A 15,866-nucleotide genomic window follows, 5' to 3' on the forward strand; every position below is an offset into this window, starting at 1 on the left:
CCCGAGCCGCCCATGCCGCCCGCTGCGCCTGCGCCGCCGGCGCCCGAGGTCGAATCGCCGCCGGTGTTCATGGTGTCGCCGTTGGTGCTGGCGCCCGAGGCCACCGAGCCGCCGGTGATGCTTGCGGTGCCGCTGGTGCCACCGGTGCCGCCATCGGTGCCAGGCATGACTGCGCCGCTGCTTGCGCCGTTATCGCCCTGGCCGGCAGCGCCGGTGCCTGCACCGCTCGATGCGGTCTGGGTCGAGCCGGTCGAGGAGCCGCCCATGCCGCCCATGCCGCCGTTGCCGCCTGCTGCGCCCGCGCCGCCGGTGGCACCCGAGCCGCCGCCGAAGCCGCCGTTGCCTGCGGTGGTGGCGCCGTTGTTGCCGCCGTTGCCGCCGTCGAGGGCGCCGGTGCTGCCGCCCGCGCCGCCGGTGGCATCGCCGCCCAGGCCGCCGGTGCCTGCAGCGCCCGACGCGCCTGCGCCGCCCATGCCGCCGGTAGCGCCAGATGCGCCGCCCAGGCCGCCGGTTGCGGTCGAACCGCCGCCGAAACCGCCGGTTGCGGTCGCGCCGCCACCGAAGCCGCCCGAGCCGCCGGCTGCGCCTGCGCCGCCGGCGTTGCCGCCTGCGCCTGCGCCACCGAAGCCGCCGGCAGCGCCCGAACCGCCCATGCCGCCTGCTGCACCCGAGCCGCCCATGCCGCTCGATGCGTTGCCGGTGTTGCCGCCTGCGCCGCCTGCGCCGCCGGCTGCGTTGCCGATCGAGGCTGCGCCGCTCGAAGCCGCGCCGCTCACGCCCTGGCCGCCTGCACCGGCCGATGCGCCGTTGGCGCTACCGGCTGCGCCGCCCGCAGCGCCGTCAGCGCCGTTGGCTGCACCGCCGGTGGCGACGCCGCCTGCTGCGCCGGTGCCGGCTGCGCCGTTGGCGTTGCCGCTGTTGGCGGCAACGTTGCCGATGTTGTGGATGTTGTTGCCGCTGACGTTGCCGTTCAGGGTGCTGGTCGAGTTGGCGGTCGAGGTGTTGAAGGAGTTGCTCATGCTCGAGGTCGCGTTGCCACCGTTGTTGGCGGCGGCTGCGCCGGCTGCCGAAGCGTTGGACGAGCCGGTGCTGCGGTTCTGGCCCGAGGAATCGCGCGAGCTGTTGTCCGAATTGTCGCTGCTGTCGGTGTTGGTGGTGGTGTTCGTGGTGGTCATCGAGCGGTCGCTGTTGTCGGTCGTCGAGCGGTCGCTGTTATCGGTGTTGGTGGTCGAACGGTTGCTGCTGTCGGTGCTGGTGTTCGTGTTGGTGTTGGTACGGGTGCTGTTGTCCGAGCGGTCGCTGCTGTCGGTATTCGTGTTCGTGTTCGTGTTGGTGCGGGTGCTGTTATCCGAGCGGTCGCTGCTGTCGGTGTTCGTGCTGTTGTTCGAACGGTCGACGTTCGTGGTCTGGGTGTTGTCGCCGCGGACGCGGTCCACGGTGTTGGAGTTTTGTGCATGTGCCACGCCGAACGACAGGGCGATTGCGGTCGCCAGAATAGTGCGCTTCATCTGTTACTCCCCTTTGTGAATCACTGAAAAAGTTGAAATGCCCGGCGTTCCATGTCACCGGTCCATCCTCCTATTAGCAGTTTGCGTGCCAGCTCGTTTTTGCTTCGCAAGTCTTTGATTAAATTGATGGTTTTTATGCTGAGCAAGTTTGTAGGACTGAATTGATGAGGGAGTTCAATAACTCTGAAAAAAGTTGTCTCAAAGTTGTGACAGTTGTCACGGAATTGTCACCGGACTGTATCAGGCTGTAACAGCGGGTACAGGCGTGCAGGGGCAAGCGCGACAACGCGCTTGCTTCAAGGATGTAGGAGGAAAGGAAGGCGGGGAAAGGGCCGGGCCAGGACTTGGTCAGGGGGCGATCGAATGCTTGGCCATGAGGCGGTACAGCGTCATGCGCGAGACACCGAGCTCGCGCGCGGCCTGGCTGATGTTGTTGCCGCACTTGGCCAGGCTGTTCCAGATGGCGGTGCGCTCGGCGCTGCCCCGAGAATGATCGAGGCCGTCACGCAGGATGATGGCGTCGTCCTGCGGTGCCAGTTCGAGGTCTTCGGGCATGATGAGACGGTGCTCCGCCAACACCATGGCGCGCCGCATGCGGTTGATGAGCTCGCGAATATTTCCCGGCCAATGATGCTGGGCCATGGCGCGCAGGGCCTGCTTGCTGACGCCCTTGAGCTGTGGGCTCTTTTCGTCAGCAAATTTGTTAAATATGATCTCGGTGAGCAGGGGAAGATCGTCTTTACGTTCGCGCAGGGGCGGTACCCGGATCGGGAACACGCTGAGGCGGTAATACAGGTCTTCGCGGAAGCGTCCTTCGGCCACTGCCCTGGGCAGGTCGACGTGCGTGGCGGCGATCACGCGCGCATCGACCGTCACTGTGCGGGTGCCGCCGACACGGTAGATGGTGCGTTCCTGCAGGAAGCGCAGCAGGCTGGCTTGCAGGTCGAGCGGCAGGTCGCCGATTTCGTCCAGGAAGATGCTGCCGCCGGATGCCGCTTCGATCAGGCCCTGTTTCTCTTTGGCCGCTCCGGTGAAGGCGCCGCGTTCGTAGCCGAACAGTTCGGAGTGGATCAGCGAGGGCGGAATCGCGGCGCAGTTGATTGCGATAAAGGGGCCGCCGGCGCGCGGCGACTGCGCGTGGATTTCCTGCGCCGCCAGTTCCTTGCCGCTGCCGCTCTCGCCGGAGATCAGCACCGGCGCATCGACCGCGGCGATCTTGTCGATGTGGGCACGCAGGCGCCGGATCGCCACCGAGTTGCCGTCGATACGGCGACTGCTGGACGCGCGCTTGTGCGGGGGCGTGGACTTGGCCAGCATCGCCATGCCGTGCGCGTGCCCGAGTGAATGGTGCAGGCGGACCGTGTCGACCGGACGGGTATGGAAATCGCACAGGTGGGTGGCGATGGCGTGGCGCAGCTGCGGCCGGTGCAGGAGGTCGGGACCGAAGACGCCGATCCAGCGGATGTGGTGCTGCTGCTGCAGGAAGCGTTCGGTGTCGTCGTGCTCGAGGCTGCCGTCGCCGTCGAGCAGGAGCCCGACCGGATAGTGCTGCTGTGCCAGCACCTTGCGCGCGGCTGCGATGCTGTCGACCGTGCACACGTCCCAGCCCCGCAACTCCCCGCAGGCGGCACGCACGCCTGCGTTCCCCTCAGTCGTAATGCATAAGAGTCGTTTGACCGACACATTAACCTCGTTGTTATTCGTTATTACTGGTAATGCAGGCGACATCGTCGGCTGGCCACCCGGACGTTTTCTAGGAAACCGGGGGATGAATGCCGGATTCGTCCGACACCGTGTTGACCGTTATTTAAACAGAAACGGCCACCTTTCGGCGCACGAGTATTGTTGAGTTGGTAATCTACATCGCAAAAATTCCTACAGGAATCAATGCATTAGAGTATTTATCTTTAGGGTTTGCTGTTGGCAGCGGTACTGGCGAGCAGGGTCACCAGGCGTTCGATCGCGTAGGGTTTGGCGAGTACCTGCACGCCTGGAATCGCGGCCTGGCGCTCGGTATAGCCGGTGGCCAGCACCACCGGCAGGCCGGGGTCGCGCTGGCGCACGATACCCGCCAGGTCGATGCCGCTCACGCTACCCGGCATGACGATGTCGGAGAACACCAGGCAAGGACGGGCGCCGCCGTCGAGCAGGGCCACGGCCTGTTCGCCGTCGTGCGCCGCCAGCACCTCGAAGCCGGCGTCCTCGAGCGCGTGCGACACCGCTTCGCGCACCAGCGGGTCATCCTCGACGAACAGCACGGTGCCGCGGCCGCGCGGCAGTGGCATATCGTCCGGCGGCGCCGGCGGCTGTTCGGCCGGCTGTTGCGCGCGCGGCAGGTAGATGTCCACCCGCGTCCCCTTGCCAGGTTCGCTGTCGAGCTGCAAGAGGCCTTGCGATTGCAGGGCGAAGGCGTAGGCTTGCGGGAGGCCGAGGCCGGTGCCCTGGCCCTGGCCCTTGGTGGTATAGAAAGGGTCGAGGGCGCGCGCCAGCACCTCGGGCGTCATGCCGCTGCCGGTGTCGCTGACGGTCACGCGCACATAGTCGCCGGGCGCTAAGGTGCCAAGGGGATGGGCCAGGGTGACATTGCGTGCCTCGATGCGCAGCATGCCGCCGCGCGGCATGGCGTCGCGTGCATTGACGGCCAGGTTCAGCAGCGCAAGGTCGAACTGCAGGGGCTCGATTCTCACGGGCCAGGCCGGCTCGTCGCATGCGATCTGCAGCGCGATGTCCTCGCGCAGCGCGCCGCTCATCAGCTGGCGCGCGCTTCGTAGCTGCTGGCAGGCATCCACCGTTTCCTGGCGCGCTTCCTGGATGCGCCCGAAGGAGCCGAGCTGGCCGGTGAGGCCGGTGGCGCGCTGCACGGTCTTCTTGCAGGTCTGCAGCAGGCCACGCACCGGCTCGTCCCTGGTCTTGAGCTCGGCCAGTTGCAGCGCGGTGCTCAGGGTCTGCAGCAGGTTGTTGAATTCGTGGGCGATGCCGCCGGTCAGGCGGCCCAGGGCTTCCAGCTTCTGCGACTTGAGCAGGGCGCCCTGCGCCCGTTCGGTGGCGGCGACTGCTTCGGCGACCCGGCGTTCGAGCTCCTGCTGCGCATGGCGGATCTGGCGGCCGGCATCGAGCATGCGTTGCGCCACGCTGTCGATTTCGGCGATGCCCTGCGGCCGGTAGCTCGGTTCCTTGCCCTGGCCGAGTTCGTCGGCGGCCAGGCCGAGGTGCTCGATCGGCCCGATCGCACGCTGCGCCAGCCAGCGCGCTGCCAGCACGCCGGCCGCGAGCAGCGCCGCCATCAGCCCGGCCAGCATCGCCGTCGCCTGCAGCGGCACGCGCCGGGTTTCGCTGACTGGAATGCTGACCAGTACTTTCCATTCCTACATGGGCACCGTGCTGTAGAAAGCGCGCACGTCGATGCCATCGAGCGTACGGCTGTCGTAGACGCCTTCCCGGGAGCGTTTCAGGAGTTCACGGCTCGAGGTGCGCATCGGCTTTCCGACAAATCGTTCTGGGGTACGGGAGCGGGCCAGCACCACACCCTGGCGGTCGACGATGGTGGCGATCCACTCGTTGCGGAAATGTTGGCGTTCGACCAATTCCTGCAGAGTCGCCACGCTGACGCCCAGCAGCAGGTGGTAGCGCAGCGCGCCGTCGACCAGGACCGGCACCTGCACCGTGTAATCGTAGATCTTGCCGATCGGCGCCATGAAGAGGTCGGACACGTAGGTGCCGGCGGGACCGCCGCGCCGCATCAAGTCGCCGACGTTCGATGAGCGTCGCGTCGGCAGGGACGCGCCGAATGGCCGGCGCGTGTTGACGAGCTGCCGCCCTTCGAGATCGGCCAGCACGATGGCGGTATCCCAGGCGGGAGCCATGCGCCGGGCGTGCTCGTAGAAGGCGCGCAGGTCGCCGCCGTGCAAGGAAGGCGAGCTGGCCAGCGTACGCAGGACGGCGGTGCGCGCCTGCAGTTCGTTGTCGACCATGAGCGCGAAGGCGCGCGTGGCCTCGCCCACGCTCTGCGCCTGCGATTTCTGTTCTTCGCGATAGACGTAGGACACCGCTAGCGCCGCCGCAATGAAGGACGGTACCAGGACCGATAAGACCAGGATCAGGAGGCGGGTTCGGATACGCATGGCAAGGAGCTCCGCCCAGCAGCGGAATTGACGATTATACAAAGAGGAAATGTTTGCTGTCGGTAAAAAATGCAAGCGTGCGCAGCCTTCCAGGCGTCCGGCAACGCAGCGCCCAGCTTGTATAATGCGGCAACCCTACACCGCAGGCATATATGACCAATACCACCCACTTCGGCTACAAGACCGTTGCCGAGGACCAGAAGGTCCAGGAAGTCGCCAAGGTCTTCCATTCGGTCGCTTCGAAATACGACGTCATGAACGACCTGATGTCGGCTGGCCTGCACCGGGCCTGGAAGATGTTCACGATCGCGCAGGCGGGCGTGCGTCCGGGCTTCAAGGTGCTCGACATCGCCGGCGGCACCGGCGACCTGGCCAAGGCCTTTGCCAGGCAGGCGGGCCGCACCGGCGAGGTCTGGCTCACCGACATCAACGAATCGATGCTGCGCGTGGGCCGGGATAGACTATTGAATCAGGGCCTGGTGACCCCAACTTTGCTGTGTGATGCAGAAAAGCTGCCGTTCCCGGACAATTATTTCGACCGTGTCAGCGTGGCCTTCGGCCTGCGCAACATGACGCACAAAGACCAGGCACTGGCGGAGATGCGCCGCGTGCTGAAGCCGGGCGGCAAGCTGCTGGTGCTGGAGTTCTCGAAAGTGATTGCGCCGCTGCAGAAGCCGTACGACCTGTATTCGTTTTCGGTGCTACCGTGGCTGGGCCAGAAGATTGCAGGCGATGCCGAAAGCTATCGCTACCTGGCGGAATCGATCCGCATGCATCCGGACCAGGAAACCCTGAAGTCCATGATGCTCGACGCGGGACTGGAGCGGGTCCAGTATCACAACCTGACGGCGGGTGTGGCTGCATTGCACACCGGTATTAAGCTGTAATAAATGCGTGTAAGAACACTGAGGAAGCTGACATGAAAAAATTCGTCGCAACGATGGTATTGGCGATCACCGCAGTATCGATGATCGCGGAAGCGACTGCGCGCCCGATGGGCGGCAAGCGCTCGATCGGCCGCCAGTCGCAACCCGTGAAGCAGATGCAGGCCCCGGCGCCGGCGCCGACCCCGGGCATGCAGCCGCAGCGCGCGCCCGCCGCCGCTCCTGCAGCGGCCGGCGCCGCCGGTGCGGCCGCTGCCGCGCAGGCCAAGCGTCCGAGCATGTGGAAGGGCATCCTCGGCGGCGCCCTGCTGGGCCTCGGCCTGGGCGCGCTGCTGTCGCACCTCGGCATCGGCGGCGCACTGGCGAGCGCGATCTCGGCGATCCTCATGATCGGCCTGCTGGCGCTGGCCGTGCTGTTCATCGTGCGCATGTTCCGCCGCAAGGACACCCCGGCCAACCCGGCCTTCGGCGGCGGCTACACCAACCCGGTGCCGGCCGGCGCCTCGCCGAACCCGGCCGCCGGTGCAGTCTCGACCCCGGAAATCGGTTCCGGCCTGCGCCAGCCTGCGGGTTTCCAGAGCCAGAACCAGTTCGGTGGCGCGCAGTTTGGTAACGTTAACCTGGGCAAGCCTGACAGCGCTGCCCCGGCCATGCACCAGCAGTGGGGCGTGCCGGGCGACTTCGACCAGGAGGCCTTCCTGCGCCATGCGAAAGCGTCCTTCATCCGCATGCAGGCCGCCTGGGACCGCGGCGACACCAATGACCTGCGCGAGTTCACGTCGCCGGAAGTGTTCGCCGAGCTGAAGATGCAGATCCAGGAGCGCAACGGTGCCACCGACTTCACCGACGTGGTGACGATCGACGGCCAGCTGCTGGGCATCGAGACCACCGCCACCGACTACTTGGCGAGCGTGCAGTTCAACGGCATGATCCGTACCGCCCCGAACGCGCCGGCCGAGCCTTTCGTGGAAGTCTGGAACATGTCCAAGCCGCTGTCGGGCCAGGGCGGCTGGGTGCTGGCCGGTATCCAGCAGGTCGCATAATATTTTCCAGTTAATATTCGTGCTGCCGGGTTTGTCCCCGGCAAACTGGTAAGATCGAACCGCCCGCTAACACCGGGCGGTTTTTTTTAGGTTTTTTCCATTCACCTTTGCTGCCATGTTCCCGAGTTCTGCCATGCTGGCGACGCCTGCCGTCGCCACGATCAACCACCTGCTGGTCCAGGAAGCCTGGGCGCGCGAATCGCTCGTCCGCCATGCCGGCAAGGAAGCCTGTATTGACTTTGGAAGCGGCGGCAAGCTCGCGCTGCGCCTCCGCGTGGCGCGCGATGGCATGCTCGAGCCCGGCACGGCCGAGGGCCCGGCGAACGTGACCATCCGCGTCAAGCTGACCGACCTGCCGCTCATTGCCCAGAATCGCGACCGGGCCTTTTCGTATGTAAAGATCGAGGGCGACGCCGAGTTTGCCAACGCCATCTCGACGCTGTCGAAGGGCCTGCGCTGGGATGCCGAGTATGACCTGGAGCGCATCGTCGGTCCGCTCGGCGCACGCGGCCTGGTGCAGGGGACAAAGGGCACCGCCACCGGCGTGCTGGGCGCCGGGCGCCGGCTGGCCGAGAACGTGGCCGAGTTCCTGCTGGAAGAGCGGCCGGTGCTGGTGCGCCCGAGCGCGGTGAACGAATTCGCCGCCGACGTGGTGCGCCTGCGCGACGACGTCGAGCGCACCGCCAAGCGCATCGCGAAACTGGAGCAGCGCCTGGCGCAGGCGCAGGCCCAGGCCACGCCCCCTGGCGCGGGCCGCCCGAGTGTGATACTGAGTCCGGATAACTGATGATATTGAAATTCCTGCGCCTGCTGAAAATCCTTACCGTCGCGACCAAGTACGGTCTCGATGAAATCGCGGTCACGAGCCTGCATGCGCCACGCACCGCGCGCTTCATGAGCACCCTGTTCTTCTGGCGCCGCATTACCTCGCCGCGTGCCATCCGCCTGCGCCAGGCACTCGAAGAGCTGGGGCCGATCTTCATCAAGTTCGGCCAGGTGCTGTCCACCCGGCGCGACCTGATGCCGCAGGATATTGCCGACGAGCTGTCGCTGCTGCAGGACCGCGTACCGCCTTTCGATTCCGACCTGGCGATCGCCCAGATCACCGAGGCGCTCGGCGCCCATCCTGACCAGCTGTTCGGCAGCTTCGACCGGGTGCCGGTGGCCTCGGCGTCGATTGCGCAAGTGCACTTTGCTACCCTGAAGAACGGCACCGAGGTCGCGGTAAAAGTGCTGCGTCCCGGCATGCGCAAGACCATCGACGAAGACCTGGCGCTGATGGACATGGCCGCGCGCCTGATCGAGAAGGTCTGGGCCGAAAGCCGCCGCCTGAAACCGCGCGAAGTCGTGGCCGAGTTCGACAAGTACCTGCACGACGAACTCGACCTGATGCGCGAGGCCGCCAATGCCAGTCAGCTGCGCCGCAATTTTGCGGAATCGAACCTGCTGATGGTGCCGGAGATGTACTGGGATTATTGCTCTAGCAGCGTGATCGTCATGGAGCGCATGCGCGGTGTCCCGGTGTCGCAGATCGACCGCCTGGCGGCCGAAGGCGTGGACCTCAAGAAGCTGTCGAGCGATGGCGTCGAGATCTTTTTCACCCAGGTGTTCCGAGACGGCTTCTTCCACGCCGACATGCACCCCGGAAACATCCTGGTGTCGATCGAGAAGGAAACCTTCGGCCGCTATATCGCCCTCGACTTCGGCATCGTCGGCACCCTGAACGACTTCGACAAGGATTACCTGTCGCAGAACTTCCTGGCCTTCTTCCGCCGCGACTACAAGCGGGTGGCCGAGGCCCACATCGAATCGGGCTGGGCGCCACGCGACACCCGCGTCGACGAACTCGAATCCGCGGTGCGCGCCTGCTGCGAGCCGATCTTCGATCGTCCACTGAAAGACATTTCCTTCGGCCAGATCCTGCTGCGCCTGTTCCAGACCTCGCGCCGCTTCAACGTCGAGGTGCAGCCGCAACTGGTGTTGCTGCAAAAGACCCTGCTCAACATCGAAGGCCTGGGCCGCCAGCTCGACCCCGAACTCGACCTGTGGAAGACCGCCAGGCCGCACCTGGAGCGCTGGATGAGCGAGCAGGTGGGCTGGCAGGGCATGGTCGAGCGACTGCGCGCCGAGGCACCGCGCTACGCCCACATCTTCCCGCAACTGCCGCGCCTGCTGCACCAGACGCTGGAGCGCCAGGCGCATTCGAGCGTGACGGGCACTCACCACGGCCAGCCGGTATCGCAGACCGACCTGCTTGCCCTGGTGCTGCTGGAACAGCGCCGCACCAACCGCCTGCTGGCCTTCCTGGCAGCCGTGGTAGTGTTGGCGGGCAGCATCGCCGCCGGCTACAGCCTGATGCATGGCGGCTGATCCGCCGAGCTTTGCCAGCCGCGATCCGCTCGATCCGCAGTTCTGGGACGAGCGTTTTGCCAGATCGTTTACTCCCTGGGACCGCGGCGGCGTGCCGCAGGCCGTGTGCGACTTCGTGGCGCGCAGCCCGGCGCCGCTCCGGACCCTGATTCCCGGCTGCGGCAGTGCCTACGAACTGGTCTATCTGAGCGAAGCCGGCTGGGATGCGTTCGCGATCGATTTCGCGCCGGAGGCGGTAGCGCGCGGCAAGGCGCTGGCGGGGCAGTGGGGTGAACGCGTCGTGGAGGCGGATTTCTTTGCATGGGAACCACCGCAATCGCTCGAATTCATCTACGAATGCGCCTTCCTGTGCGCCTTGCCGCCCGCCATGCGGCCACGGCTTGCGGCGCGCTGGGCGGAGCTGCTTCCGCCGGGTGGCCGGCTGGGCGGCTTCTTCTTTTTTGACCAAACGGTAAAAGGTCCGCCCTTCGGGATCGACAGGGCAGGGCTGGACGCCTTGCTGGCGCCGACCTTCGACCTCGTCGAGGATGCGCCAGTCGCCGACTCGATTCCGATCTTCGCTGGCAAGGAACGCTGGATGGTCTGGCAGCGCCGTTAAGCATACCGTGTGCCGTAGGGTGGGCGGGTTCCCCGTCCACGCGGTGATAGCGATGAGGTGATCCGCTGCGGCCGTGCTGGCGCCGGTTGAACGCGTGGGCAGGAAAACCTGCCCACCCTACGACAGACAAAAGAAAAGCCCGCATAGGCGGGCTTCATAAGTACAGCGTTCTTTTACGGACCAGCGGCGGTGCAGCACCGCGCAAAATCTTCTGTTTCTTCTTAACTGTGGGCAGCAAGGCTTGCCTGTTGCCATCATGTTCTTAAGAAAGATGCTATTTAATCACCCGAGCCTGTTCTTGAGCAAACGAAACAGTATAAGACGATGACGAAAAACAACACCTGCGGTGACAGCCGGGGCTGCCCTGGGCCGCCGACTGCGGCCTGGATAGGCAACGCCTCCCGTAAAAGCTTTATAATTCAGGGTTTTGAAGATTTTTGCGGAGTCAAAGATGCCGATTTACGCCTACCGCTGCGATGAATGCGGTTTTACCAAAGATGTACTGCAAAAAATTTCTGACCCGGTGCTGACGGTCTGCCCGTCGTGCAGCAAGGAAGCCTTCAAAAAACAGGTGACCGCTGCCGGCTTCCAGCTCAAGGGCACGGGTTGGTACGTGACCGATTTCCGTGGCGGCACCGCGCCGGCGACCGGTACGGCCAGCGGCACTGCGGCCCCGGCTGCAACCTCGTCCGACAGCGGCAGCAGTGCGGCCAGCACGCCGGCCCCGGCGGCGGCAGGCGGCGACAAGAGCAGTACTTGAGTACTCGACAAGTAAAAGCTGCGGCCGAAGGCCGCAGCCCGAACAAGAACAAGAGAACGTGATGCGCAAATATTTCCTGACCGGTCTGCTGGTGCTGGTGCCCTTGGTGATCACCGCCTGGGTGCTGAGCATGATCATCAGCACCCTGGACCAGTCGCTGCTGTTCGTGCCGGAAGCCTGGCAGCCGCGCAACATGTTCGGCATGGACGTGCCTGGCTTCGGCGCGGTCCTGACGCTCGCCATCGTCTTCCTCACCGGCCTGCTGACGAATAACCTGGTCGGTAGGTATATCGTGCGCGTGGGCGACCGCGTGATGAAGCGCATCCCGGTGGTCAGCTCGCTGTACGGCAGCGTCAAGCAGGTCTCGGACACGCTGTTCTCGTCCTCGGGCAACGCGTTCCGCACACCGGTGCTGATCCCGTACCCGCACGCGGATTCCTATACCATCGCATTCCTGACCGGCGTGCCGGGCGGCGACGTGAAGAACCACCTGGTGGGCGACTACGTGAGCGTGTACGTGCCGACCACCCCGAACCCGACCTCGGGCTTCTTCCTGATGATGGAGCGCAGCAAGGTCGTGGAACTGAACATGTCCGTGGACGCGGCCCTGAAGCACATCGTCTCGATGGGCGTCGTCGCTCCGGAATAAAAAAGAACAACGCAGCAAGCAAAGAACAGGGGCCGGCGCATGCGACGGCGGCCTAACCGAATCAACCAACCTGGAACGAAAACTATGTCCTCCATGCGTACTCACTACTGCGGCCTCGTCACCGAGGAACTGCTGGGCCAAACCGTCAGCCTGTGCGGCTGGGTGCACCGTCGCCGCGACCACGGCGGCGTGATCTTCATCGACCTGCGCGACCGCGAAGGCCTGGTGCAGGTGGTCTGCCATCCGGATAACGCCGAGGTGTTCAAGGCCGCGGAGCACGTGCGCAACGAGTACTGCCTGCGTATCACCGGCACGGTGGTGAACCGCCTGGAAGGCACCGCCAACGCCAACCTGAAGTCGGGCAAGATTGAGATCAACACCACCAACCTGGAAGTGCTGAACGCTTCGGTGCCGGTGCCTTTCCAGCTGGACGACGACAACCTGTCGGAAACCACCCGCCTGACCCACCGCGTGCTCGACCTGCGCCGCCAGCAGATGCAGCACAACCTGCGCCTGCGCTACAAGGTGTCGATGGAAGTGCGCAAGTACCTGGACAACCTGGGCTTCATCGACATCGAGACCCCGATGCTGACCAAGTCGACCCCGGAAGGCGCACGCGACTACCTGGTGCCGTCGCGCGTCAACCCGGGCAACTTCTTCGCGCTGCCGCAGTCGCCGCAGCTGTTCAAGCAGCTCTTGATGGTCGCCAACTTCGACCGCTACTACCAGATCACCAAGTGTTTCCGCGACGAAGACCTGCGCGCCGACCGCCAGCCGGAATTCACCCAGATCGACTGCGAAACCTCGTTCCTGACCGAACAGGAAATCCGTGACCTGTTCGAAGACATGATGCGCGTCGTCTTCAAGAACGCAGCCGGCATCGACCTGCCGAACCCGTTCCCGGTGATGGACTTCGCCACCGCCATGGGCTCCTACGGTTCGGACAAGCCGGACATGCGCGTCAAGCTGCAGTTCACCGAACTGACCGAGCTGATGAAGTCGGTCGAGTTCAAGGTGTTTAATTCCGCCGCGAACATGGCCGGCGGCCGCGTGGTCGGCCTGCGCGTGCCGCAGGGCGGTTCGATGCCGCGTTCGGAAATCGACGCCTACACCCAGTTCGTCGCCATCTACGGCGCCAAGGGCCTGGCCTATATCAAGGTCAACGAGAAGGCCAAGGGCCGTGAGGGCCTGCAGTCGCCGATCGTCAAGAACATCTCGGACGAAGTCCTGTCCCAGATCCTGGAACTGACCGGCGCCGAAGACGGCGACCTGATCTTCTTCGGTGCGGACAAGGCCAAGGTCGTCAACGACTCGATGGGCGCGCTGCGCGTGAAGATCGGCCACTCGGAATTCGGCAAGAAGGCCGGCCTGTTCGACGACGTCTGGGCGCCGCTGTGGGTCATCGACTTCCCGATGTTCGAGTACGACGAAGACGGCGACCGCTGGAACGCCACCCACCACCCGTTCACCGCGCCGAAGGATGGCCACGAGGACATGCTCGAGACCAACCCGGGCGCTTGCGTCGCCAAGGCCTACGACATGGTCCTGAACGGCTGGGAACTGGGCGGCGGCTCGATCCGTATCCACCGCGAAGACGTGCAGAGCAAGGTGTTCCGCGCCCTGAAGATCGACGCCGAAGAAGCCCAGCTGAAGTTCGGCTTCCTGCTCGACGCCCTGCAGTACGGCGCGCCGCCGCACGGTGGCCTGGCCTTCGGCCTGGACCGCCTCATCACCCTGATGACCGGTTCGGAATCGATCCGCGACGTGATCGCCTTCCCGAAGACCCAGCGTGCGCAGGACCTGCTCACCAACGCGCCTTCGGAAGTCGACGAGAAGCAGCTCAAGGAACTGCATATCCGCCTGCGTAACGAGCCGAAGGTCGCTTAAATCGCATGGATGGCCGGCATTGCCGGCCATGCCTCCAGCCAACGCGGGCCTGGCCATATAATGGCTGCGCCCGCGTTTGTTTTATCTGCCCATGCCCCACAAGATCCCCGAATCGGTCCTGGTCGTCATCCATACCTCCGACATGGAGGTGCTGCTCATCGAGCGCGCCGACCGCCCGGGTTTCTGGCAATCCGTCACCGGCTCGCTCGATGCCCACGACGAACCCCTGATCCAGGCCGCCACCCGCGAACTGTTCGAGGAAACCGGCATCATGGCCGACGGACAGCGGATCCGCCTGCACGACTGGCAGCTCTCCAACATCTACGAAATCTACCCGGTCTGGCGTCACCGCTACGCTCCCGGCGTCACCCACAATACCGAGCACGTGTTCTCGGTCTGCGTCCCGCGCGACATCGCCGTGATCCTCAGTCCGCGCGAGCACACGCAATACGCGTGGTTGCCTTACCTTGAGGCAGCGGACCGCTGCTTCTCATCCTCGAACGCCGAGGCCATCCTGCAGCTGCCCCGTCAGGTCCATTCCGCTGAGTAATTTTTGTGAACTATCCCCCATGCATAGGGGAATTGTTAATTTCCGCGGGAAAATAAACTGTCGTGATAGCACAACAGCTACCGAATTTTTTTTCGTGCACAGTTATTCACTTCCTTGACAACTGTCAGCTCATTAGCGCGCATTTGATGCTAATTTGCTCTCATAAACTGTTGTTTTTGCGGATATTGCTGAGTTTTTCGAGATGATTTTGGTAATTAATTTACCGAAGGAAATTAGTATTTTTCTCATTTGCACGATAGATTCGTCGTTTGACAGTCGTCAATCTCTAGCATATCGTCGATGAGGTCGCTTGTAACAATTTTCGCGACGCAACTCTAACCAGATAGATCTACAGGGAGAAAACATGGACCTCGAACTGAAGAACGACAATAAGGTAAAAGAGATCAGCATCGGCAACGGCTGCATCCAGATCGACCTGTTGTCCGGCTTGCGGTTGTCCGGGCCTCTGGTGTCGAACGACGAAGTGTCCCGAGCATCGACGCGTCCGCGCCGGATGATCGTGAGCGGCCACGAAGCCGTGTCCAACCAGATGGCCTTTGTCTGAACACAGCGGGCTGGCCCCGCGAACAGATCACCCGGCAGCGCACAATAGGGCCTCGTTCCACGAGGACAACCGCCCGATGCGGTTAGAATGTTCCCATGAAAATTCGTGTGGCTACCTACAACATTCACAAGGGCGTCTCGTCATTGCGTAGTACGCCCCGGGTGATCGCTCTCAAGAAAGCAATTGCGGAATTCAACGCCGATATCGTCTTCCTGCAGGAGGTGCAGGGGCGGCACGACCGCTTCCAGGCACGCTACGGCAAGGAAGACCATGCGCACCGGCACTGGCCCGAAACCGCGCAGTACGACTACTTCAAGAACGAGAAGCACCACAGTGCCTATGGCATGAATGCCGTGTACGACCATGGCCACCACGGCAATGCGCTGCTGAGTGCCTTCCCGATCGAGAATTCGCACAACCACGACGTGTCCGACCATGCCTACGAACAGCGTGGCATCCTGCACTGCGTGCTGAACACGCAGGCCGGCAAAGTCCACTGCTACGTGGTGCACCTGGGCCTGTTCGAAGGCAGCCGTGGACGCCAGGCCGACGCCCTGATCGAGCACGTCAATGCTTCATCGCATGGGGAGCCGGTCATCATCGCCGGCGACTTCAACGACTGGCGTAACACCCTTAGCGACCGCCTGCGCAACGCGCTCGGCGTCAAGGAGGTATTCGACGAACTCGGACCGCATTCGCCGCTGGGCGACATGGTGCGCAGCTGGGCCGGCCGCCAGCCGCCCCCGCGCCGCCAGCCGCGCCTGGCGCCGGCGCGCACCTTTCCGGCCATGCTGCCCTGGTTCCGCCTCGACCGCATCTACGTACGCGGTTTCAAGGTGGACAACGCGCAGGTGATGCACGGCCCGCTGTGGGCCAGGCTGTCCGACCACGCACCGATCGTGGCGGAACTTCAGCTCGCCTAGCATCCTTG

Annotated in this window: 15 protein-coding genes; 11 read left to right on the top strand and 4 right to left on the bottom strand. The window is 64.2% G+C overall.

What is annotated here, in order from left to right; genetic code table 11:
• The 4 genes from MA09_RS23770 to MA09_RS15890 form a co-directional block, all read right to left on the bottom strand.
• A partial coding sequence (locus tag MA09_RS23770) for a hypothetical protein (protein WP_051933511.1) occupies positions 1-1,508 on the bottom strand: 1,508 nt, incomplete at its 3' end.
• A gap of 348 nt (positions 1,509-1,856) precedes the next feature.
• Complete coding sequence (locus MA09_RS15880) at positions 1,857-3,236, bottom strand: sigma-54 dependent transcriptional regulator (protein WP_081897637.1); 1,380 nt, start codon at positions 3,234-3,236, stop codon at positions 1,857-1,859.
• Positions 3,237-3,415: 179 nt separating this feature from the next.
• A complete protein-coding gene (locus tag MA09_RS15885) occupies positions 3,416-4,828 on the bottom strand; it encodes an ATP-binding protein (protein WP_152594682.1) in 1,413 nt (470 codons plus the stop codon).
• A gap of 45 nt (positions 4,829-4,873) precedes the next feature.
• Positions 4,874-5,629, bottom strand: a complete 756-nt coding sequence (locus MA09_RS15890; RefSeq protein WP_036250597.1) for a cache domain-containing protein — start codon at positions 5,627-5,629, stop codon at positions 4,874-4,876.
• A gap of 152 nt (positions 5,630-5,781) precedes the next feature.
• On the opposite strand from MA09_RS15890, the gene ubiE reads away from it, so the two are divergent.
• From ubiE to MA09_RS15945, 11 genes are all read left to right on the top strand, one after another.
• Complete coding sequence (gene ubiE, locus MA09_RS15895) at positions 5,782-6,516, top strand: bifunctional demethylmenaquinone methyltransferase/2-methoxy-6-polyprenyl-1,4-benzoquinol methylase UbiE (protein ID WP_036250600.1); 735 nt, start codon at positions 5,782-5,784, stop codon at positions 6,514-6,516.
• 32 nt (positions 6,517-6,548) lie between these two features.
• Positions 6,549-7,556 (top strand): Tim44 domain-containing protein, encoded by a 1,008-nt coding sequence (locus tag MA09_RS15900; RefSeq protein ID WP_036250602.1) that lies wholly within the window; start codon positions 6,549-6,551, stop codon positions 7,554-7,556.
• A 133-nt stretch (positions 7,557-7,689) separates the two neighbouring features.
• Positions 7,690-8,343 (top strand): SCP2 domain-containing protein, encoded by a 654-nt coding sequence (locus MA09_RS15905; protein WP_229440756.1) that lies wholly within the window; start codon positions 7,690-7,692, stop codon positions 8,341-8,343.
• Positions 8,343-9,926, top strand: a complete 1,584-nt coding sequence (gene ubiB, locus MA09_RS15910) for a ubiquinone biosynthesis regulatory protein kinase UbiB (protein ID WP_036250605.1) — start codon at positions 8,343-8,345, stop codon at positions 9,924-9,926. The genes MA09_RS15905 and ubiB overlap by 1 nt, the downstream gene beginning before the upstream one ends.
• A complete protein-coding gene (locus tag MA09_RS15915) occupies positions 9,916-10,524 on the top strand; it encodes a methyltransferase domain-containing protein (protein ID WP_036250607.1) in 609 nt (202 codons plus the stop codon). The genes ubiB and MA09_RS15915 overlap by 11 nt, the downstream gene beginning before the upstream one ends.
• A gap of 451 nt (positions 10,525-10,975) precedes the next feature.
• Positions 10,976-11,284, top strand: a complete 309-nt coding sequence (locus MA09_RS15920) for an FmdB family zinc ribbon protein (protein ID WP_036250610.1) — start codon at positions 10,976-10,978, stop codon at positions 11,282-11,284.
• Positions 11,285-11,345: 61 nt separating this feature from the next.
• Positions 11,346-11,933 carry a DUF502 domain-containing protein gene (locus tag MA09_RS15925; RefSeq protein WP_036250612.1) on the top strand — a complete coding sequence of 196 codons (588 nt, stop codon included), beginning with the start codon at positions 11,346-11,348 and terminating at the stop codon, positions 11,931-11,933.
• A gap of 93 nt (positions 11,934-12,026) precedes the next feature.
• The gene (gene aspS / locus MA09_RS15930) at positions 12,027-13,820 is read left to right on the top strand and encodes an aspartate--tRNA ligase (protein WP_200883081.1); all 1,794 of its coding nucleotides are present in this window, start codon (positions 12,027-12,029) and stop codon (positions 13,818-13,820) included.
• A gap of 91 nt (positions 13,821-13,911) precedes the next feature.
• On the top strand, positions 13,912-14,370 hold the full coding sequence (nudB, locus tag MA09_RS15935) for a dihydroneopterin triphosphate diphosphatase (protein WP_036250616.1): 459 nt from the start codon (positions 13,912-13,914) through the stop codon (positions 14,368-14,370).
• Between the two features lie 364 nt (positions 14,371-14,734).
• Positions 14,735-14,935, top strand: a complete 201-nt coding sequence (locus MA09_RS15940; protein ID WP_036250617.1) for a hypothetical protein — start codon at positions 14,735-14,737, stop codon at positions 14,933-14,935.
• 95 nt (positions 14,936-15,030) lie between these two features.
• On the top strand, positions 15,031-15,858 hold the full coding sequence (locus MA09_RS15945; protein ID WP_036250618.1) for an endonuclease/exonuclease/phosphatase family protein: 828 nt from the start codon (positions 15,031-15,033) through the stop codon (positions 15,856-15,858).
• Positions 15,859-15,866 lie beyond the last annotated feature (8 nt).

Source organism: Massilia sp. BSC265, from assembly GCF_000740675.1.
Lineage (GTDB): Bacteria > Pseudomonadota > Gammaproteobacteria > Burkholderiales > Burkholderiaceae_D > Telluria.